At 72.0% G+C, this 19,921-nt stretch carries 15 protein-coding genes and 1 pseudogene; 10 read left to right on the top strand and 6 right to left on the bottom strand.

Annotation, left to right across the window (positions count from 1 at the left end):
- The 3 genes from HKK72_RS40075 to HKK72_RS25065 all read left to right on the top strand — a co-directional run.
- On the top strand, positions 1 to 227 hold a 227-nt coding region (locus HKK72_RS40075), incomplete at its 5' end, for a hypothetical protein (RefSeq protein WP_222721104.1).
- Positions 224 to 1,672: an NADH-quinone oxidoreductase subunit NuoF family protein gene (locus tag HKK72_RS25060; protein ID WP_187236876.1), complete on the top strand. Its 1,449-nt coding sequence runs from the start codon at positions 224 to 226 to the stop codon at positions 1,670 to 1,672. The genes HKK72_RS40075 and HKK72_RS25060, both read left to right, overlap by 4 nt.
- A 145-nt stretch (positions 1,673 to 1,817) precedes the next feature.
- Positions 1,818 to 2,957: a hypothetical protein gene (locus tag HKK72_RS25065; RefSeq protein WP_187236877.1), complete on the top strand. Its 1,140-nt coding sequence runs from the start codon at positions 1,818 to 1,820 to the stop codon at positions 2,955 to 2,957.
- Positions 2,958 to 3,161: 204 nt separating this feature from the next.
- Here HKK72_RS25065 and HKK72_RS25070 read toward each other — a convergent pair whose 3' ends face one another.
- On the bottom strand, positions 3,162 to 4,301 hold the full coding sequence (locus HKK72_RS25070) for a polysaccharide pyruvyl transferase family protein (protein WP_187236878.1): 1,140 nt from the start codon (positions 4,299 to 4,301) through the stop codon (positions 3,162 to 3,164).
- Between the two features lie 222 nt (positions 4,302 to 4,523).
- On the opposite strand from HKK72_RS25070, the gene HKK72_RS25075 reads away from it, so the two are divergent.
- Positions 4,524 to 5,480 (top strand): YbhN family protein, encoded by a 957-nt coding sequence (locus HKK72_RS25075; protein WP_187236879.1) that lies wholly within the window; start codon positions 4,524 to 4,526, stop codon positions 5,478 to 5,480.
- 44 nt (positions 5,481 to 5,524) lie between these two features.
- Here the strand turns inward: HKK72_RS25075 and HKK72_RS25080 are convergent, their stop codons facing one another.
- Complete coding sequence (locus HKK72_RS25080; RefSeq protein ID WP_187236880.1) at positions 5,525 to 6,469, bottom strand: Ppx/GppA phosphatase family protein; 945 nt, start codon at positions 6,467 to 6,469, stop codon at positions 5,525 to 5,527.
- A 135-nt stretch (positions 6,470 to 6,604) separates the two neighbouring features.
- Here HKK72_RS25080 and HKK72_RS25085 point away from each other — a divergent pair, with 135 nt between their 5' ends.
- Positions 6,605 to 7,375: an IclR family transcriptional regulator gene (locus HKK72_RS25085; RefSeq protein ID WP_187236881.1), complete on the top strand. Its 771-nt coding sequence runs from the start codon at positions 6,605 to 6,607 to the stop codon at positions 7,373 to 7,375.
- Positions 7,376 to 7,403: 28 nt separating this feature from the next.
- Positions 7,404 to 7,826, top strand: a complete 423-nt coding sequence (locus HKK72_RS25090) for a PPOX class F420-dependent oxidoreductase (protein ID WP_187236882.1) — start codon at positions 7,404 to 7,406, stop codon at positions 7,824 to 7,826.
- 91 nt (positions 7,827 to 7,917) lie between these two features.
- Here the strand turns inward: HKK72_RS25090 and HKK72_RS25095 are convergent, their stop codons facing one another.
- Together HKK72_RS25095 and HKK72_RS25100 are read right to left on the bottom strand one after the other, a co-directional pair.
- Positions 7,918 to 9,348, bottom strand: coding sequence for a serine/threonine-protein kinase (locus tag HKK72_RS25095; protein ID WP_187236883.1), 1,431 nt, complete (start codon positions 9,346 to 9,348; stop codon positions 7,918 to 7,920).
- Between the two features lie 167 nt (positions 9,349 to 9,515).
- Positions 9,516 to 10,163 (bottom strand): vancomycin high temperature exclusion protein, encoded by a 648-nt coding sequence (locus HKK72_RS25100; protein ID WP_315987437.1) that lies wholly within the window; start codon positions 10,161 to 10,163, stop codon positions 9,516 to 9,518.
- A gap of 177 nt (positions 10,164 to 10,340) precedes the next feature.
- Here HKK72_RS25100 and HKK72_RS25105 point away from each other — a divergent pair, with 177 nt between their 5' ends.
- Entirely contained in the window at positions 10,341 to 11,882 is a 1,542-nt protein-coding gene (locus tag HKK72_RS25105; RefSeq protein WP_222721105.1) for an MDR family MFS transporter, read from the top strand.
- A 106-nt stretch (positions 11,883 to 11,988) separates the two neighbouring features.
- Here the strand turns inward: HKK72_RS25105 and HKK72_RS25110 are convergent, their stop codons facing one another.
- A complete protein-coding gene (locus tag HKK72_RS25110) occupies positions 11,989 to 12,984 on the bottom strand; it encodes a lytic polysaccharide monooxygenase (protein WP_261987163.1) in 996 nt (331 codons plus the stop codon).
- A gap of 885 nt (positions 12,985 to 13,869) precedes the next feature.
- On the opposite strand from HKK72_RS25110, the gene HKK72_RS25115 reads away from it, so the two are divergent.
- From HKK72_RS25115 to HKK72_RS25125, 3 genes are all read left to right on the top strand, one after another.
- Complete coding sequence (locus HKK72_RS25115) at positions 13,870 to 14,901, top strand: LacI family DNA-binding transcriptional regulator (protein WP_187236886.1); 1,032 nt, start codon at positions 13,870 to 13,872, stop codon at positions 14,899 to 14,901.
- Between the two features lie 120 nt (positions 14,902 to 15,021).
- Positions 15,022 to 17,991, top strand: coding sequence for a glycoside hydrolase family 48 protein (locus HKK72_RS25120; protein WP_187236887.1), 2,970 nt, complete (start codon positions 15,022 to 15,024; stop codon positions 17,989 to 17,991).
- Positions 17,992 to 18,282: 291 nt separating this feature from the next.
- A complete protein-coding gene (locus HKK72_RS25125; protein ID WP_261987165.1) occupies positions 18,283 to 19,119 on the top strand; it encodes a Crp/Fnr family transcriptional regulator in 837 nt (278 codons plus the stop codon).
- 16 nt (positions 19,120 to 19,135) lie between these two features.
- Here HKK72_RS25125 and HKK72_RS25130 read toward each other — a convergent pair.
- A pseudogene (locus tag HKK72_RS25130) lies at positions 19,136 to 19,921 on the bottom strand (PD40 domain-containing protein); the annotation flags it as partial.

Raw genomic sequence — 19,921 nt, forward strand, 5'->3', positions numbered from 1 at the left:
CCGGCGCGGCCCTGGCCCTGCTGACCAGAGGACTTGTGATCATGCGCTCACGCGGCGCCGGAGAGCGGAGCGCGCGGTCCCGTCCCCGGCCTGACCGGCGCGAACCGGACCGGCGGGAAACGGGCGGACGCGAACCGGTCCGGCGAGAACCGGACGGCCGGGGGCCCGGCGGGCGAGGACCCGACACGCGGCGGGCGCTCGAGCTGCGGGTGAGGCCACAGCGATGACGGGCCCGGCGGTGACGCACGTCGGCATTCCCAGGCTGACGCGTGGATTCGACCGGTTCGGCCGGCTCGATCTGGATCGCCATCGGGCAGCGCACGGCCGGTTGCACGTGCCACGACTCGGCAAGCTGACCGCGATGGCGGAGCGGGTGGACCTGCGGGGCCGGGGCGGCGCAGGGTTCCCGTTCGCCCGCAAGCTCCGGGTGGTCGGGCGGCACCTGGCCGACGGCGCCGAGATCACCGTGGTGGTCAACGGCGCCGAGGGTGAGCCGGGCAGCGCCAAGGACCAGGTACTGCTGATGCGGGCGCCCCATCTCGTGCTGGACGGCGCGGTGATCGCGGCGCGCGCTCTCGACAGCCGTGACCTGGTCGTCGCAGTCACCGGCGGCGACCCCGCGCGGCAGTCGATCCACGCGGCGGCCGCCGAGCGCGACCTGCCCGTGCGCGTGGTCGAGCTGGCCGGCCGCTTCATCTCCGGTGAGAGCGGCGCGGTCGTCCGCGCCATCAACGGCGACGTGCCCGTGCCACCGGGCAGAGACGTCCGCACCGGCGACTCCGGTGTGGCCGGCCGCCCCACCCTGCTGTCCAACGCCGAGACCTTCGCCCAGCTGGCGTTGCTGGTCTCCCTCGGCGCGGACGGGTACGCCCGCGTCGGCACCCGGGACGAGCCGGGCACCATCCTGCTCACCGTCGCCGGCGGCACCGTCGTCGAGGCGCCCATCGGAACCCCCCTCGGCACCGTGCTCGAACGCTCGGGGGTCTCAGCCGGACAGGGCGTCCTGGTGGGCGGCTGCCACGGCGGCTGGCTTCCGGCCGCCGCCGCCCACGCGCCGGTCTCTCGGGCCGGGATGGCCGCCGCGGGCGGCACCCTCGGAGCCGGCGTCGTGCTGCCGCTGCCACCGGGCACCTGCCCCCTCGGGGAGGTGATCCGGGTGACCGCCTACCTCGCCGCAGAGTCGGCCGGCCAGTGCGGGCCCTGCCGGCTCGGGCTCCCCGAGACCGTCCGGGCCCTCACCGCCCTCGCCGACGGAACCGGCACCCGGCTCGGCGTCCGCGCGGCGGCCGACATCGGCCGAGGCCGCGGCGCCTGCTCCCACCCCGACGGCACCGCCCGGTTCGTCCTGTCCGCCCTCGACGTCTTCGACCACGACATCACCGCCCACCAGACCCGCGGTGGATGCGGGCTGCCCGTGCACGGCCGCATCCCCCTGTCGGGCCCCCGCGGTGACACCAGGCTGACGATCGACTGGACCCGGTGCGACGGACACGGTCTCTGCGCACACCTGGCACCGGAGCTCGTCCGCCTCGACCGCGACGGCTACCCCGTGCTCCTCCAGACCGCGATGCCGCCGTGGAGCGAGCGCGACGCCAGACGGGCCGTCTCCATGTGCCCCACGCTCGCCCTGCGCCTCGCCCCCGTGGGCGCCCCCACGATGAGAGGAAGGTGACGGTGAGAATCCGCCACAACCCGGGCGAACAGCAACGACGCCGTCCGGCCCCCCATGACAGACGGCGGCCAAGTGGCTTATCGTCCTGGCACGACGCGGGCTGTGCCATCACCTCGGGGGACGGTCCAGGTCATGAGGAGCGACCATGACCGTGATATTGATTCTGGCGTGTCTGGCGATCGCCGGCGCGGAGCTCTACATGGCCCGCGGCGCTCGTCAGGTGGCGGCGCGTCTGGAGAAGCTCGAGGCCATCGCGCGGCTCCACGATCAGCGCATCAGGTCGATGACCGCCGGTGGCGGCGGCACGGCGCCGCCATCGGATCGGCGCCTGGCCACCGGTACCGCGCAGCCGGGCACACCGGGCACCGCGCAGCCGGACGCCGATCCGCCCCACGCGGCCCAGCCCGGCAGCGCCACACCCGGCACCACGGCGGCGGACGCCGATCCGCCCCACACCGCGCAGCCCGGCACGGCCTCACCCGGCACCACGCCCGTGGGCTCGGCCTCGCTCGGCGCCGCCGAGACGGCCGCCGCCGAGACGGCCGCCGAACTGGCCAGGCTCACCGCCGAGACCACGCGGCTCCGGGAGCGGCTCGGCGGACTGGAGGAGGCCCGCACGTCCGAGCGCAGGCTCTACGCGCGCGTCAACGGGGCGGTCGAGTCCCTGGAGCAGGTGGTCGGTGAGCTTCTCAGGCACAACGTCGGCCGGCTCGACGAGGCGGTCACCCGGACACTCGGCGCGGCGCCCGTGGAACTCGACGCCGACTCGGCCACGGTCCGCGGTGTGCTGTGCCGAGCGGCCCCCGGGTCGCAGGATCCGCTGATCCGGGCCTACGAGCGGTGTGCCAGGGACACCGGCCTGTGGGTCCGGTTCCGGCTGCCGAGTGCTGCCGAGCCGTGGCATGCGAGGTACTACCTGGCCGGCAAGGACCCCCGGGAGCTCGAACGGGACTTCCTGGCGCTGCTGGCCGGGGCACGTTCACCTGCGGCCACGGGCGGCGAGACCGCGTTCCAGGGCCTCCTGCGGACGCTCGGCGAGCTGCCGGCCGGATTCGCGCAGATCGGCCCGATGGTCGCCGCGCGTGTCCCCGACGCACTGCTGTGCGGAGTGCTCACGCTCGCGGAGACCCGCGGCTTCGACGCCGAGGCGCTGGTGGGCGATCCGGCCGCCGTCGCCGGTCGCCTGCGCGTCCTGCCCGCCGAACGTCTCCGCGACCTCACGATGTGGGCGCCCCCCAACGGCTCCGACCCCGATCCCGATCTCAGCGCGGCGCCTCAGCCCTGATCGCCGACACGGCCGGTCACGATCCCGCCCTGTCCGGCGACCGCGGACGTTCCCGATGCCGAGACGTCATAGCCGGCCTGGTGGTTGGCGACCAGGGTGCCTGGTCGTTGGTCGTTCCGTCACCGGCCAGGCCGTGCGCACGTGCGTTGTGGACGAACGGGTCCGCCGGCATCGGTTCGGCGACCATCGCCTCCTCCCCTCGGATCACCTCGGCGCATGCGGGTCGAGACCGTCGATGAGCGTCCGGCACCGCTCCTGGTTCTGCCGTGCGCGCTCGCGCATGACCTCCAGACGCCCGCGCAGGTGATCGGTGCACGCGCTCCGTTCGTCCCACAGGCGGTCCAGTTCCGCGAGGAGCGGTCCGGCCTCCCTCCGCGCGATCCCGGTCAGCGCCGGCGCGCCGACCGCCTGCGCGAAGTCGAAGACCTTGCCCGCGTACGGCAGCGGAAGGACCGGCACGCCGGCGCACGCGGCGAAGATCAGGAAATGCAGCCGCATGCCCACCGCCAGGTCCAGGTGCCGCATGAGCCCGGCGATCTGGGCGGGGCGGTAGCTCCGGTTGAGGATCCGCGCCGCCTCGGGCGCGCTCATCGCCGACAGGACCGCGTGGGCGTGCGCGATGTCGCCTCGCTCCATCGGGACGAACACGACCTGAGCCTCGAGCCGGCACGCCATGAAGTCGGCGACCTCGGCGAGCAGGCCGTGGTAGCTGTCGACGTCGATGTGGTCGGCGGCACGGCCCGGTTCGCGTACCGACATGCCGACCAGCCGGGTCTGGAGGTCGATCCCCTCCCGCATGAGCATCTCGTCGGTGAACTCCTCCGGTTCCAGCAACACGGCGGCGTCGGCGGTCACCGGGATCTGCCGGGTGATCCCGGCCTTTTCCAGAACGAGTATCGATTCGTGGTCCCGTACCGTCAGGTCGGTCATCTGTTCGACGACCTCCCGCACCAGGTCGACGTCCTCGTGATCGGTCAGCGGCCCGGCGCCGATCGCATAGCCGAAGGTCGGAATGCCCATCCGGTGGGCCAGCCGTACCGGCCGCATGATCCCGACCGCCTGGCCGTCGTGCAGCACCCCGCCGCCCCCGAGTACGAGCAGGTCCAGCCCGGTCTCGGCCGCGATGAGCTGATCCTGGGAGACCCCGGTGTAGGCCACCGCCGCCGTACCGAAATGATCACGCGTGTGCTCGGGCCGCCGGCTGAAGACGACCGGCTCCGCCGTCGGACGTATCCGCCGCAGCGCGTCGAGCACACAGGTGAGGATCGCCTCATCACCCAGGTTCAGGCCTCCGTAGGACCCGAGCACCCCGATCCGGAGGTCGCGACATCGGCCATACGACATCCAGATCCCCCCTCGGCATGGACGTGCGACGACGTACTCTCCACCATCGCACCAGGCCATCGGACAACGTCAAGCGGGCACCGCCGGCCGGCGATCACCCGTCGCCGTCAGGGTGGATCAGGGCCTGCCGCCGACGAGCGGCACTGACTGTTCGCCTCGACGGCATCCGATGGCCGTTCAACGAGCGCAGGCCCGTCAGGCCGCACGACGACAGTCCGAGGTGTGGAGGCAATCCCCTTCGGCAGGCTCCATTGGGGCTTCCTGCCGGTGCTCGTCGGCCTGGCGGCACTGCACTATGTCTTCGCCGCCCGCTGCATGCAGGCCGCCGCGCGGCGTCGGCTGCCGCTGCGCGAGACCCTCATGACGCAGTTCTCGGCCGCCGCGGCCAACCGGCTGACCCCCGCGGGGCTCGGTGCCGCCGCGGTCAACGTCCGCTTCCTGGTCTGCCGGGGCCTGACGGCCGGCGAAGCGATCGCCGCGGTCGCGGCCGTACAGGTCGTCGGCGCCGTCGCGGATCTGCTCCTGTTCCTGGTCGTCGTCCTCGCCGGCCACTGGACCGGCGGTGGCGGCATCGACCTGCTGTCGGCCACGGGGGCACATGTCGCCGGCCTCGCCGGCCGGCTGCCGCTCCCGGTGCGGGCCGGCCTCGTCCTCGGCGTGGCCGGGGCGCTCGTGTGGTGGTGCCGGTCGCGGCGATCCGGCTCTCCCGCCTCCGCACTCGCCGGGATCGCCGACCTCGCGCGCCGGCCACGCGACCTGCTCGCCCTGCTGCTCGCCTCGGCCGCGACCACGCTGGTCATGGGGACGGCGTTCACCGTCAGCGTGCTCGCAGTCCCCGGCGCTGCAAGCCCCCGGCAGGCTCAGACCCTGCTCATCGCCTATCTGCTGGGCGCGGCCGCGGCCTCGGTGGTGCCCACCCCCTCGGGGCTGGGCTCGACCGAGGCGGCTCTGGTCGCCACGCTGGCGTCGGCGGACATCGCCGCGGGTCACGCGGTACAGGCCGTCCTGTTGTTCCGCGCCATCACCTACTGGGCCCCGGTGCCGGTCGGGCTGCTCACCACCCGACCGTTGCGGAGACGTTCCGAACAGTCCGGCGCGCGGCAGCACGATCCACTGCCGGGTGTGGACATCGCGACCGTCCCCATGCAGGCGGCCCGGCCGGCCGCCGGCACACCGTGACCACCGCCGGCACCGCGACCGCGAGACCGGCGGCCCCCGGCGGTCTAGCCGCTCCGCCGCTCCGCGGACATCCCGTCGAGACGGCGCAGGATCACTCCCTCGCGCAGGGCCCAGGGGCAGAGCTCCAGCTGCGGAAGCCCGAACAGGTCCATGGTCGCGTCCGCGACGATGGCTCCGGCCGGCAGCTGGGGCGCCCTCCCCTCGGAGACCCCGGGCAGTTCGGCTCGATCGGCCAAGGACATCTGCGCCAGCCGCTCGGCCCAGTCGGTCACGTCGTTGTGCTTAAGCACCCGCCGGACCCGGATTCCCTCGCTGGACGGCGCGGCACCGGCGATCCGGGCGAGCTGCCTGAACGTCTTGGACGTGGCCACCGCGTGATCGGGCTGGCCGTTTCTCAGCACGTCGCCGACCGTACGGGCGATCTCGGCGCGCACATGTTTGCGCAGTCGCCGCACCTCACCGGCGGGCGGCGGATCCTCCTTGAACCACTCATGGGTGAGCCGCCCGGCGCCGAGCGGCAGTGAGATCGCCGCGTCCGGCTCCTCGTCGACCCCTGATGCGATCTCGAGCGAGCCGCCGCCGATGTCGAGCACCAGCAACCGGCCGGACGACCAGCCGAACCAGCGGCGTACGGCGAGGAAGGTCAGCCGTGACTCGGCCTCGCCGGACAGCACGTCGATGCCGACCCCGGTCTCGTCCCGGATCCCCGCGAGGATCTCGTCGCCGTTGACCGCGTCGCGCACCGCCGACGTGGCGAAGGCCATCAGGTCCTCGACGCCCTTGTCCTCGGCGACCTGCAGTGCCTCCCCCACGAACGCCCGCAGGCGGTCTGCGACCTCATCCGACAGCCGATTGCCCTCCACGAGATTGGCGGTGAGCTTCAGCTGGGCCTTGTGTGAGTAGGCGGGGACCGGCCGCGCGCCACGGTGCGCGTCAACGACCAGGAGATGCACCGTGTTCGAGCCGATATCAAGTACGCCGAGTCGCATGGTGTGACCGTATCCAACCGTGTACGGCGTCCCGGATCAGGCCACGACTTCGGCCTGATCGGCAAGCCAGTCGGGCAGGGCGTTCTGTATCGTAGAACGATTTTTTGCTTAATTGAATCGGATAGGCTCTTGGACGTGGGCCCGCGCAGCGGCGGTGGTTCGATCGACAAAGCGCTCACGGTGCTGGAGGCCTTGGCCCAGCACAGCCGGGTGACCGACATCGCGAGCGCCACCGGGCTGCCCAAGTCGACCGTCCACCGCATCCTGCAGTCCCTCGTCGAGTGGGGGTTCGCCCGAGCCGACGGCGCCAGCGGCTACCTGCCCGGCCCGCGCATCCTGACCCTGGCCGGCAAAGTGATGAACCGCTTCGACCCGGCTCAGCAGGCCGACGGCGCGCTGCACGGCCTGCGCGACCGCACCGGCTTCGCGGTGCACTTCGCCGTCCGCAACGGTGACGAGGCGGTCTACGTCCAGAAGCTCGACGGGCGCCGGCCGTACCAGATGGGCTCGCGGGTCGGGATGAGCCTGGAGCTGCATTCCACCTCGATCGGCAAGTCCATCCTCGCCCAGCTGACCGACGAAGAGATCATCGGCATCATCGGCCGGACCGGGATGCAACCGCGCACCCAGCGTACGATCACCGATCCGCGGGCGCTGCTGCGCCATCTCGGCGAGGTGCGCCGGCGCGGCTACGCCATCGACGACGAGGAGAACGAGACGGGCATCCGCTGCGTGGGGGCCCCGGTCTTCGACCACACGGGCGCGGTGATGGGCGGAGTCTCCATGTCCGGTCTGGCCTTCGAGATCGATCCCGACAACGGCGTCCTCGGCCCCGAGGTGACCAATACCGCGCGTGACGTCTCCCTCGCCCTCGGCGCGCCGCCCGACCGGCTCGCCGCGGAATAGTTCACCGGCAAAGCACGTTGCCGCGGCCATGACCGATCACGCGCTCTTCGAACTGCTCGCACGTCGGCACCAGGGCGTGCTGGCCACCCTGAAAAGCGATGGCCGCCCGCAACTGTCGAACGTCGTCTACGCCTACGACGAGCCCGCACGACTGATCCGGGTGTCCGTCACCGACGACCGGGCCAAGACCCGGAACCTGCGCCGAGACCCGCGCGCGAGCCTCCACGTCACCACCGAGAAGTTCTGGCCGTACGTGGTGGCCGAGGGCGGCGCGGAGTTGTCACCGGTGGCGACCCATCCAGGCGACCCCACGGTGGACGAGCTGGTCGATCTCTACCGCGCTATCCAGGGCGAGCATCCCGACTGGGACGAGTACCGGGCCGTCATGGCCGCCGAGCGGCGGCTGGTGCTGCGTCTGAGTGTGGACCGGGTGTACGGGATCCGCGGCTGAGGCGGCTCGACGCTCGGCGGGGCGCCCGACCGGATCCAGGCCGCCGACCATCCACCGTGCGGCGCGTGCGGCGATGAACCACGGGCCGGGGTCAGCCCGCCCGGTGCAGCGTCGCCTCGGCCGTGCCGCGCCCGCCCCGCTCCTGCCAGCGGTATCCCAGCTCGTGCTCACCGCGCCGGGCGAGCGTCACCGTGCCGTCGAGGCAGTCACCCGAGCGGAAGCCGAGCCGGAAGGTCAGCTCCTCACCGCCCGAGTTCACCAGGTCGAGCTCCCCCTGGCACTGGTCCTCGGGCAACTCCAGATGGCCGCCGCGGTCCCCCGGCCGCATCATGATCACGACTGGTACGCCCCTCGTCTCCACCTCACCGTCACGTTCGCTGGCGTGGCCCCGCCACGCCCCGCCGAACGCCTCCGGGATGGTCCCCTCGGGCGGGCCTTCCGGCGACGGTGTGGCCGGCGGCCCGGACACCTCCGGGGTCGCGGACCAGCCGCCGGCCGGCGCCGCACCGCCACCTCGGGCGAGGCTCAGGTACCCGGCCCCGGCCAGGAGCAGCAGCGCGGCGGCTCCGGCGCCGACCATGGCGAGCGTCCGCCCTCTCATCCGCACCCGGTCGCGGAGCGGCAGGACCGAGGTCCACTCCGCGACGTCCCGGCCGGCCAGCGCCCGGTTCGCGGCCACGGTGAGGGTGAGGTCGACGTCCGGGCGCTCTTCGGCGCCCACCGCTGCGGACGGATCGACGAGCCGCATCAGCAACGCGCGCGCCCGCGGCCGCTCGGCGGGGTTCTTGGCCAGGCAGGCGGCGAGCAGCCCGCGCAGCCGTGGCGGCACCCCGGTCAGATCCGGCACGGCGTGCGCGATCCGGTTCAGCACGGCGGCGATGGTGTCGTCGCCGAAGGTCGGCCGGCCCGTCGCGGCGAACACCATGGTCGAGGCCCACGCGAACACGTCGGTGGCCGGCGACGGCGGCTCCCCGTTCAGCTGCTCCGGGGCGAGGTAGGCCGGCGTGCCCACGAGGTTCGTGGTGATCGTCCCCGACTCGATCGGCCGCGCGATGCCGAAGTCGACGACGCGCGGGCCGTCGGGCCCGAGCAGCACGTTGGCCGGTTTCAGATCGCGGTGCAGCACGCCCGCGCCGTGGATGGCGGTCAGCGCGGTGGCGGTGCCCACCACGAGCCGGTCCAGCTCTCCCCCGCGCAGGGGCCCCTCACGTTCGACCCGTTCCTGCAGGGACGGCCCATCGACGTACTCGCTCACCACGTACGGGCGGGTCTCCTCGGTACTGGAGTGGATCACCCGGGCGGTGCAGAAGGGGGCCACGCGCTCGCACGCCGCCAGTTCCCGGGCGAGCCGGCCGCGGGCCGCCGGATCGGCGTCGGCCTTCAGCACCTTGACGGCGACGCGCTCGCCGCCGGGCGCATGCCCGAGGTACACCACGCCCTGGCCGCCCTCGCCCAGGCGGCCGATCAGCCGGAATCCGCCTAATTTGCGCGGGTCGCCCGGTTCCAAGGAGACGGCTGCCATCGGATTCTCCACGTTCTGTCGCGACCCGAACACATCCGGTATCCCACCGTACTGTCACGGAGCCGTCACTGTCGCGAGCGGGCGTGACTGCGACCAAGGGCGGTGGCCGGCGACCATCACCGGGAGAGCGACCGGGACGGCGACCGTGAGAGCCGCCGCGACCGCCCTCAGCCATCGACCGCCCGGCGCACACCGGGCTCGGCCGGCCCGAGGAAGCGGGGCCGGGGCCGGCGGGCCAGATCGAACAGCGCCTTGGCCGAAGCGGCCAGCTCGCGGGCGTATCCGGCCTTCGTGGTCACGGCCGCCATCGAGGACGAGTCGTGGCCGACGCCCGACGCGTCGATCCCGGCCGCCCGGCACGTCGCCACCGCCCTCGGCAGGTGGAACCGCTGCGTGACGACGACCGCCCGGTGGACGCCGAAGACCCGGCGCGCCCGTACACAGGAGTCCCAGGTGTCGAAGCCGGCGTAGTCGAGGACGACCTTGGCCGCCGGAACCCCATGACCGGTCAGGTAGTCGCGCATCGCCGTGGGCTCGTCGTAGGACCTGGTGCCGTTGTCACCGGTGACGAGGATCGCCCGCACCTTGCCCAGCCGGTAGAGCCGGGCCGCGACGTCGAGCCGGCCGGCCAGGAACGGCGAGGGCCTGTCCCCGAACAGGCCGGCGCCGAACACCAGCGCCACCGGCGCCGCGGGCACCCGCTCGGCCGGGAACCTGTGGCCGGCCGTAGAGGCGTACATCCACGCCGACGGCACCACGGCCAGGTATCCGAGCAGCAGCAGCGCGACGGCTCCCGGCAACGCCAAGCCACGCACCCGCACCGGCCACCGCGCGCGCCAATGTTCCATGATCTGTGTGACGCGCCCGGGCCTGTCGCGGTTCGCCCCGGAATGGACAAGCCCGATCAGGGGTTATGGACCGGGGGCGGTCGTGCCGTCGAGCCGTGGGATCGCCCTCCGCGGTTCAGCGCAGACCCCGAGGAGAGCCCGTACGTGACGACGACGAAACCCCCCGCGGCCTCCGACGGCGTCGGCTTCCGCTCGGAGCGCGGCCCGGTGCTCGCGGCCCTGATGCTCTGCACCGGCCTGGTCGCCCTCGACAGCACGATCATCGCGACCGCGGTGCCGTCCATCGTCAGTGACGTCGGCGGCTTCTCCCAGTTCCCGTGGCTGTTCTCCATCTACCTGCTCACGCAGGCGGTCACCGTGCCGCTGTACGGCAAGTTCGCCGACGTCATCGGCCGCAGACCGGTGATGTTCTTCGGCATCGCGGTGTTCCTGCTGGGCTCGGTGCTGTGCGGGATCGCCTGGAGCATGCCGGCGCTCATCGTGTTCCGCGCGCTGCAGGGCATCGGCGCGGGCGCCGTACAGCCCATGGCCATGACCATGGTCGGCGACCTCTACACGGTCGAGGAGCGCGCGCGGGTGCAGGGCTACATCGCGAGCGTCTGGGGAATCGCCTCGGTGATCGGGCCGGCCCTCGGCGGCGTCTTCTCGCAGTACCTGTCCTGGCGCTGGATCTTCTTCGTCAACCTACCGCTGGGCGCGGTCGCCGCGTGGACGCTGGCCCGCCAGTTCAAGGAGCGGGTCACGCGGCGTTCGCACCGCATCGACTACACCGGCGCCATGCTGCTCACCGCCGGCTGTTCTCTCGCCATCCTGGGCCTGCTCGAAGGCGGGATCGCGTGGGAATGGGGGTCGGTCCGCAGCGTGCTCATCTTCGCGGCGAGCTTCGTCATGCTCGTCGCGTTCGTCGCGGTGGAGCGCCGGGCGGCCGAGCCCATCCTGCCGCTGTGGATGTTCCGTCACCGCTCCCTCAACGGGGCCTCGCTCTCGGCGCTCTGCGTGGGCGCGCTGCTCATGGGCCTCAGCTCCTACGTGCCGACGTACGCGGAGGGGGTTCTCGGCACCGGCGCGGTGGTGGCCGGGTTCGCGCTTGCCGCCATCAGCATGGGCTGGCCGATCGCGGCGAGCCAGGCGGGCCGGCTCTACCTGCGCATCGGGTTCCGCTCCACCGCGCTCATCGGCAGTACGGTCTCGATCGCCGGTACGGTGCTGTGCGCCCTGCTCGACGAGCACGCGCACGTCTGGGAGCTCGCCGGCGCGTGCTTCGTGGTCGGCGTCGGGCTCGGCCTGACCGCGAGCCCGGTGCTCGTGGCGGTCCAGTCGGCCGTCGGATGGGACCGGCGGGGCCTGGTCACGGGGGCGAACATGTTCAGCCGGTCCCTCGGCAGCGCGGTCGGCGTGGCCGTCTTCGGCGCGATCGCCAACGCCACGCTCTCGGACCGGTTCGCCCATCCGCCGAAGGAACTCGCGGGGCGGCTGCCGGACGGCGTCGACGCCACGAGCCTCGTGTCGGCGGGACACGGCACGCCAGAGCGCTCCGCCGTGGCGGCGTTCGTCCGGACCGCGCTCTACGACGCGGCCCACCACGTGTTCCTCGCGGTCGTCGCGGTGGCGGTCGTCGGCCTCGCCGTCCTGCTGCTCATGCCGCGCCGTACCGGTCGGCTCGAACCGGACACCGCCGCGTCCTGACGCCGGCAGAGCCGGAGACGACGCGATGGCGGCACCGGCACGTGGTGCGTGCCGGTGCCGCCACCCGGCTCCGGAGCCCGCAGGTCCCGGAGCCCGGATCCCCGGGTCAGGGACTCGTGCAGGTGGGAGCCGGCGTGCTGCCGCCGCCGTTCCCGGTGAACCCGAAGGTGGTCGAGGCACTGGTGGCGACCGTGCGGTTCCAGCCGGCGTTCCGCACCGTCGCGACCGATCCGCCGGGCGTGTACGTCCCGTTCCACAGGCTGGTGATGCTCTGCCCGGTCGCGAGCGGCCACGACACCGTCCAGCCGTTGAGCGCGGACGTGCCGGTGTTGGTCACCCGGACCTCGGCCTGGAATCCGCCGGACCAGGATCCGGTCGTGCTGTAGGTCGCGGTGCAGGCGCCCGTCGCCGGCGGCGGCGTCTCGCCACCGCCACCGCCACCGCCGCCACCCTGACCGACCCCGGTGACCTCCCCGTTGCCCCCGTCGAAGACCACGTCGGAGCAGCCGTAGAAGGTCTCGTTGCTGTCCGAGCGCTGCCAGACCGAGTAGATGATGTGCCGGCCGCTCTTGCCGGACGGCAGGTTGCCCGACCAGTAGTAGTTGCCGTCGACCGAGCCCACGGCGCCCGTGTCGGCGGGGTGATCGGCGACCAGGAACGGCTGCTCCTCGAGGTCGTTCCAGGCGAGCGGCCGGGTCGGGCTCCAGGAGTCCTTGGTGATGTACAGGTAGAACCAGCCCGGGTGCGCGGCCCACTTGTTGTACTTGAAGTTCAACCGGGCACCGGAGGTCAGATGGGTCACCGGGAAGTCGGCCCGGGCCACATTGAATCCGGTGAAGTTCGGATTACCGCCGCTGCACAATTGCCCGTCGGAGACGAAACCGCGGGTGCGGCCGGCACCATCGGAGCGCAACACGCTGAACCAGTTGTACAGCGAGTTGTCCCCGCTCGTGGCGACGGCGGCCGCGCACGCGGGATTCTGCGGAACAATGTTGCCCTGCGGGCTGAGGCCGTCTTTCCAGCACAGGAACGTGCGGCTGCCGGGCACCATCATCGCGCCATGCGCCGACGCCGGAGCCGCCATGAGCACGGACGCGAACAATACGGGCAGAATGGCGATAGTGATCGCGAGCGCTCTTCTCCGTCGCTTCCTCAAGATGCTTCCCTTCCTGTCGGGTGACGGCTGCACCCTTCCGGCTGCCGCGGCGCTCTGCTGAGACGCTCAGAAAGGCATTCCGCGGCCGGGGCCCGCCGCCATCGATCACTGTCCGGAGATGACGGAATCCGCACTCCCGGTCCAGCGGACGGACCGTAACACGACCCGCTTCAGCAGGGAATGGCGCGCGAGTCCGCGAATTCCCCGCCGGGCGCGGGCCGGGCCGGGAGCAACGCGTCACCGCATGTCAGAGCAAGTGTGCAGGCAGACCGACGGCCGGCCGAAGGGCGTGCGGACATGAAATCTTTCATCCGCGGTCGGCCGGGCACCCGGACGGCGGCATTCCGCCGCGCATTGTTCGGCCGCCATTGCCTACCGGCGAACAAAACGACCATGAAAGGGTCTTTTGATTTTCCGCATAATGGCCGGAGGGCGGCCTTTTGCCACGCGGGATGGCCTTCGCCGACCGCCCGCTCCGGCGAACGTCGCCGGGCCGGCCCGATATCGCCGCACCGATGGCAATGTGGGAGCGCTCCCACGCTCCTGCGGCCCTGATCATAACCCACCGGATGTGATCACGAGAATGTTCTTTCATGAGTTTTCACGCTTCTTCGCCTGGCCCGATCTCGCGGCGGGCGGGCCGGACCGGTGGCCGCCAACGGCCGAAGCGGCCTCTCACTAGGGACGCGACGGCGGGCGGGCGGGCGGGATTCGAAACGCGGCATTAACACGCCCGTCACGATCTCTTGACACTGCGCCGTCGTCACCTAATCCTTGGGAGCGCTCCCACACCCCGCGTTGGACCGTCTCGGCCCGAAGGGAGTGATCGGCGTGACCGTCCAGGAACCAGTTGTCGACCAAGAAGCCGTTCCCACGCTCGCACACGTGGCCAAGCTCGCCGGTGTGTCCCCCGCGACGGCGTCCCGCGTGATCAATGGCTCGGCCCGGGTGAGCCATGGCGCACGGACACAGGTCGAGGAGGCCGTGCGAAGACTCGGCTACGTGCGCCGCCCCGCCGCGTCCACCCCGCCCGGCCGCCGCCGCCGGTCGATCGCCGCGGTGATCTGTGAGGACAGTGAGCGGATCTTCACCGACCCGTTCTTCGCACGCTTGCTCTGGGGGGTGCGACGGGAACTCGACGGCGGCCCTCAGCTCGTCGTGCTCATGGTGGGCCGGGCCGAGGAGTGGCGTGCCGTGGCCGACTACGTCCGCGGCGGCGACGCGGCGGGCGTGCTGCAGATCGGCATGCACAGCAACCACCCCTTCGCCCTGCTGCACGCGACCACCGGGATTCCCGTGGTGCTCGCCGGCCGGCCCGCCTCGGGCACGCCGCTGCCCTATGTCGACGCCGACAACCGCGGCGGCTCACGTGCGGCGGTGGAGTACCTCGCCCGGTCAGGACGCCGTGTGATCGGCACCATCGCCGGTCCGCCCGACATGAGCGTCGGAATCGACCGGCTCGAGGGCTTCCGGGCGGGCATGGGCGAGGCCGGGCTGCTGGCGAACGGGCTCGTCGCCTATGGCGACTTCCGGCAGGCGTCCGGCGAGCACGCGATGAACCATCTGCTCGATCGCAGGCCCGATCTCGACGCCGTCCTCGTCGCCTCCGACCTCATGGCGGTCGGGGCGCTGCGGGCGCTGCGCAGGGCCGGCCGGCGCGTCCCCGAGGATGTGGCGGTCATCGGGTTCGACGACGCGCCGCTGGCGCAGCAGGTGCGCCCGCGGCTGACCACCGTGCGCCAGCCCATCGAGGACATGGGCGCGCGGATGGCCGCTGAGCTGCTCAGACGGATCGCCGGCAAACCCTCGCCGGACAACAAGATCATCCTAAAGACCAAATTGATCATCCGCGATTCGGCCTGAGTCGCGTCGGAACAGGTGCCCGCCACGGGCGCCTCTGTGCTCTGCGTGTGACCCGAGCCAAGCCGAGCCGGTCCCGTCGGCCTCGGTGCAGATCCGATCGATCCATCAGGAGGATCCCAGATGAGAAGACGCCACAGATGGCGGAGGCTGACGGCGTTCGGAGCCGGTGTGCTCCTGACCCTGAGCAGCCTCGTCGTGTCGGCGGGCAGTGCCCACGCCGCCGTTCAGTGCCAGGTCAACTACGCGAAGAACGACTGGGGCTCGGGCTTCACCGCCAACATCACCATCAACAACCTCGGTGACCCCCTCACCGGCTGGACCCTGCGCTACGCCTACGCCGGGAACCAGCGGCTGCAGAACGGCTGGAACGGCTCCTGGTCGCAGTCCGGCCAGAACGTCACCGTGACGAACGCGCCCTACAACGGAAACCTCGCCACGGGCGCGAGCGCGACGACGAGCGCCAACTTCTCCTACAGCGGCACGAACACCGACCCGACCGCCTTCTCGGTCAACAACGTCGCCTGCAACGGCGCGGCCGCCAACACCCCGCCGACGGTCTCGATCTCCAGCCCGACCGCCGGACAGCAGTTCCCGGTCGGCAGCAACGTGACCGTGAACGCGACGGCGAGCGACGCCGCACCGGGCAGCGTCAGCACGGTGGAGTTCTTCCGCGACGGCCTGCTGGTCGGCTCGGACACGACGGCGCCGTACAGCTTCACCCACACCGCCCTGCCCGCAGGGAACTACACGCTGCAGGTGAGGGCGACCGACGACCAGGGGGCGACGGGCACCGCGCAGGTCGCGATCGTCGTGAACTCCGGGCCGACGCTCGTGGTCAGTCCCGCGTCCGTGAGCGTCCCCGAGGGCGACACCGCGAACTACACCGTCAGGCTGTCCGCGGCCCCGTCGGCGAACGTGACGGTGGCATCGGCGCGGACCGCCGGTGACACCGACATCACCGTGTCCGCCGGCGCGTCCCGTACGTTCACCACCACCAACTGGAACACCGCGCAGACGGTCACGCTCGCCGCGGCCGAGGACGCCGACCAGACGGCCGGGCAGGCCACGGTGACGGTGAGCGCCACGGGCTACCCGTCGGTGCCGGTCACGGCGACCGAGGCCGACAACGACGCGCCTCCGGTCAGCTCCTACATCGACGAGTTCACCACGCAGTACAACAAGATCAAAGCGCCGGGCAACGGCTACTTCTCCGCGGAGGGGGTCCCCTACCACTCGATCGAGACGCTGCTGGTCGAGGCGCCCGACCACGGGCACGAGACGACGTCCGAGGCATTCGGCTTCTGGCTGTGGCTCGAGGCGCAGTACGGCCGGGTCAGCGAGAACTGGGCGCCGTTCAACCAGGCGTGGAACGTGATGGAGCAGTACATCATCCCGACCGCGGCCGGTCAGCCGGGCGGCCAGGCCAGCTACAACCCCGGTGACCCGGCCGACTACGCACCAGAGTTCGGGCAGCCGAGCCAGTATCCGGTCCCGCTGTCCACGAGCGTCGTCGCCGGCCAGGACCCGCTCGCGAGCGAGCTGCAGCAGGCGTACGGCAACCGCAACATGTACTCCATGCACTGGCTGCTGGACGTCGACGACGTCTACGGCTTCGGCAGGAACCGCACCGGCGCCGAGTGCGGCGACAACACCCAGCGGGTGACCTACATCAACACCTACCAGCGCGGCCCGCAGGAGTCGGTCTGGGAGACCGTGCCGCACCCCTCCTGTGACACCGGCCGGTTCGGCCAGTCGGGCGGCGGCGGCTACCCGCCGCTGTTCATCCAGGGCTCGACCGCCAACCAGTGGCGCTACACGGCCGCGCCCGACGCCGACGCCCGCGCGGTGCAGGCCGCCTACTGGGCGCTGACCTGGGCGACCGAGCAGGGCAACCAGTCGCAGATCTCGGCCACGGTGACCAAGGCCGCCAAGATGGGCGACTACCTGCGATACGCCTTCTACGACAAGTACTTCAAGAACCCAGGCTGCACCTCGCCGTCCTGCGCGGCGGGCAGCGGCAAGAGCAGCTCGGCCTACCTGCTCAACTGGTACTTCGCCTGGGGCGGGGACATGAGCGACGCGTGGTCGTGGCGGATCGGCTCCAGCCACAACCACGGCGGCTACCAGAACCCGCTCGCGGCGTGGGCGCTCTCACCGGCCGGGCCGGCGGCGCTACGGCCGCGGTCGTCGACCGCGCCGGCCGACTGGCAGCAGAGCCTCACCCGCCAGGTGCAGTTCTACACCTGGCTGCAGTCGGCCGAGGGCGCCATCGCCGGCGGCGCGACCAACAGCTACGGCGGCGCGTACGGCGCGCCGCCGTCCGGGACGCCGACGTTCTTCGGCATGGCCTATGACGTGGCGCCGGTCTACCATGACCCGCCGTCGAACCAGTGGTTCGGCTTCCAGGCGTGGGGAATGCACCGGCTGGCCGAGCTGTACTACGTGACCGGCAACACCCAGGCCAAGGCCGTGCTGGACAAGTGGGTGAACTGGGCCACGACCAACACCACCCTCGGCACGGGCAGCTCGTTCCAGATCCCGAACGAGATGGACTGGAGCGGCGCCCCGGCGGCCAGCTTCAGCAGCGCCACCGGCACTCCGGGCGCCAACCCCGGATTGCACGTCACCATCCGCAACCGCACCAACGACGTCGGCGTCGCGGCGGCCTACGCCCGCACGCTGATCTACTACGCCGCCAAGGAGGGCGGCAGCACGCTCGGCACGCAGGCCAAGAACACCGCCAAGGGCCTGCTCGACCGGATGCTCCTGCTCAAGGAGTCGAAGGGCATCACGGTCACCGAGACCCGCGCCGACTACAACCGGTTCGACGACGTCTGGAGCTCCTCGAACCAGCAGGGTCTCTACATCCCGTCCGGCTACTCGGGCACGATGCCGAACGGCGACACCATCCAGCCCGGCTCGACGTTCATCGGCATCCGCTCGTTCCTCCGTGACGACCCGGAGTGGCCGAAGGTCCAGAGCTACCTCGACGGCGGAGCCGCGCCGACCTTCGTCATCCACCGGTTCTGGGCACAGGCGGACATCGCCATGGCACTGGCCGACTACGGCTCGCTGTTCCCGAACGGCTAGGAGGCGTGATCCAGCAGGAGTAGTACGGAATCGAAGAGCACGGCCCGCAGGGGCGGGCGGCACCGGCCGCCCGCCCCTGCGGCGTGCCCGGAGGATGACGCCGGCCGCGTCCGCTCAGGCGCGTCGCCGGCCGTCGCGCCGTCGGCGCGGCGTGAACCGGCGGCGAACTTCTCCGGTTCACTTGGCCGAACGGCCAAACCTTGCAAGGCTTACACGCACTCTAAGAAGCGAGACCCCATGACAGCCTCTGGGAGGTGAAGGCGTGGCAGCCCACACGCAGGAGCCGGCCTCATGACGGCCCGCGACCGCAATCACGACGGCGGACCGGCCGCGGCGCCGCGTCCGCGCAGCACGGCGGACGCACCGGTGCACACCGTGATCCCGATGCGGCAGCGCACCGCGCCGAGGTCGCGCCCCTCGGCCGCTCCGCAGGCGAGCGGTTTCTGGAACGCGCTGGACGACGCCGAGCGCTCCGCGCTGCGCACGGCCGCCCGGCCGCGGACGTACTCCACCAACATGCCGCTGTGCAACCAGGGCGACCGGTCCGACTACGTCGTGATCATCGAGCACGGCTGGGTGAAGGTGACGTCCGCGACCGAGAACGGGCACGAGGTGATGCTCGCGGTGCGCGGACCGGGCGACCTGGTGTGCGAGGGCGCCGTGCTCGGCGACCGGCAGCGGTCGGCCACCGTCGCCGCGATGAGCCCGCTGCGCACCCTGGTCATCCCGGCCGGCCGGTTCACCGCGTTCCTCGACGAGTTCCCTCGGACGTGGCGCATGGTCAGCGAGACGGTCGTGCACCGGCTCGACGACGCCGACCGCAGGGTGCGCGCACAGGCCTCCTCGACCGGCGCGCAGCGCCTCGCCCTGCTGCTGATCGAACTGTCGGAACTGTCGCAGCGGGAGGACGGCCGAGCCGGCGACGGCACTCTCGAGATCAGGCCGCCGCTGTCGCAGGAGGAGCTGGCCAGCTGGGTCGACGCCTCCCGCGAGACGGTGGCTCGCGCGCTCAAGGTGTGGCGGGCGCACGGCCTCGTACGGACCGAACGGCGCAAGATCACCATCCTCGACGCGGCCGGGCTGCGCGCCTACGCCCAGCAGGGCACGCCCGCCTCCGATACCGGATAGGGGCGGCCCCGCACCATCACGACCAGGACGGATGGCCCTCGGCCCGGGCACCGGCGGTGACGGCCCGGGCGAGGGTCCCGTCGGCCCGTATCGCCCACACGCGCGGCTCTTCGACCGGCCCGCGCGCGTAGGCGATCCACTTGCCGTCGGGCGACCAGGTGGGATCCATCTCGTACACGGCGTCGGCGGTCACCCGCCGCGCACCCGATCCGTCGGCGTTCATGACCCAGATGTCACCCTGCCGATCGGACCCGCGCCGCGTGTAGGCGATGCGGCCGCCGTCCGGGGAGAAGACCGGGTCGGCCGCGGTGCCCTGCACCGACGTCAGTTTGGTCCACGGCGCGCTCGGGTCGGCCGGATCGAGGAGGTAGATCTGCTGCGTGCCGTCGCGCTTGCTCCAGAACGCCAGGCTCCGACCGTCCGCCGACCACGCCGGATCGTCCTCCACCGCCGCCGACGTGGTGAGCCGCTGGAGCCCCGATCCGGTCACGTCGATCATGAAGATCTCCGGGTCGTCCCCGACCTTCCCGACGAAGGCGAGCCGCCGGCCGTCGGGCGCCCAGGCCACCCGCCCGCCGGTGATGCGGTCGGTGACGAGCGCGGCCTCGGAACCGTCGGCCCGCATGACCCACACTTGGTGGCCGTTCCCCACGCGGCGGGTGAATGCGATGCGAGTGCGGTCGCGTGACCACTGCGGCAGCATGTCGCACTCCGAGTCCCGGGTGAGGCGCTGCGGGCCGTCGGCGCGCGGCGCCGTCCGCGCGATGTAGGCGTGGCACTCGCTCGGCCAGCCGGCCGCGGT

Source organism: Actinomadura sp. HBU206391 (assembly GCF_014323665.1).
Classification (GTDB): Bacteria; Actinomycetota; Actinomycetes; order Streptosporangiales; family Streptosporangiaceae; genus Actinomadura_C.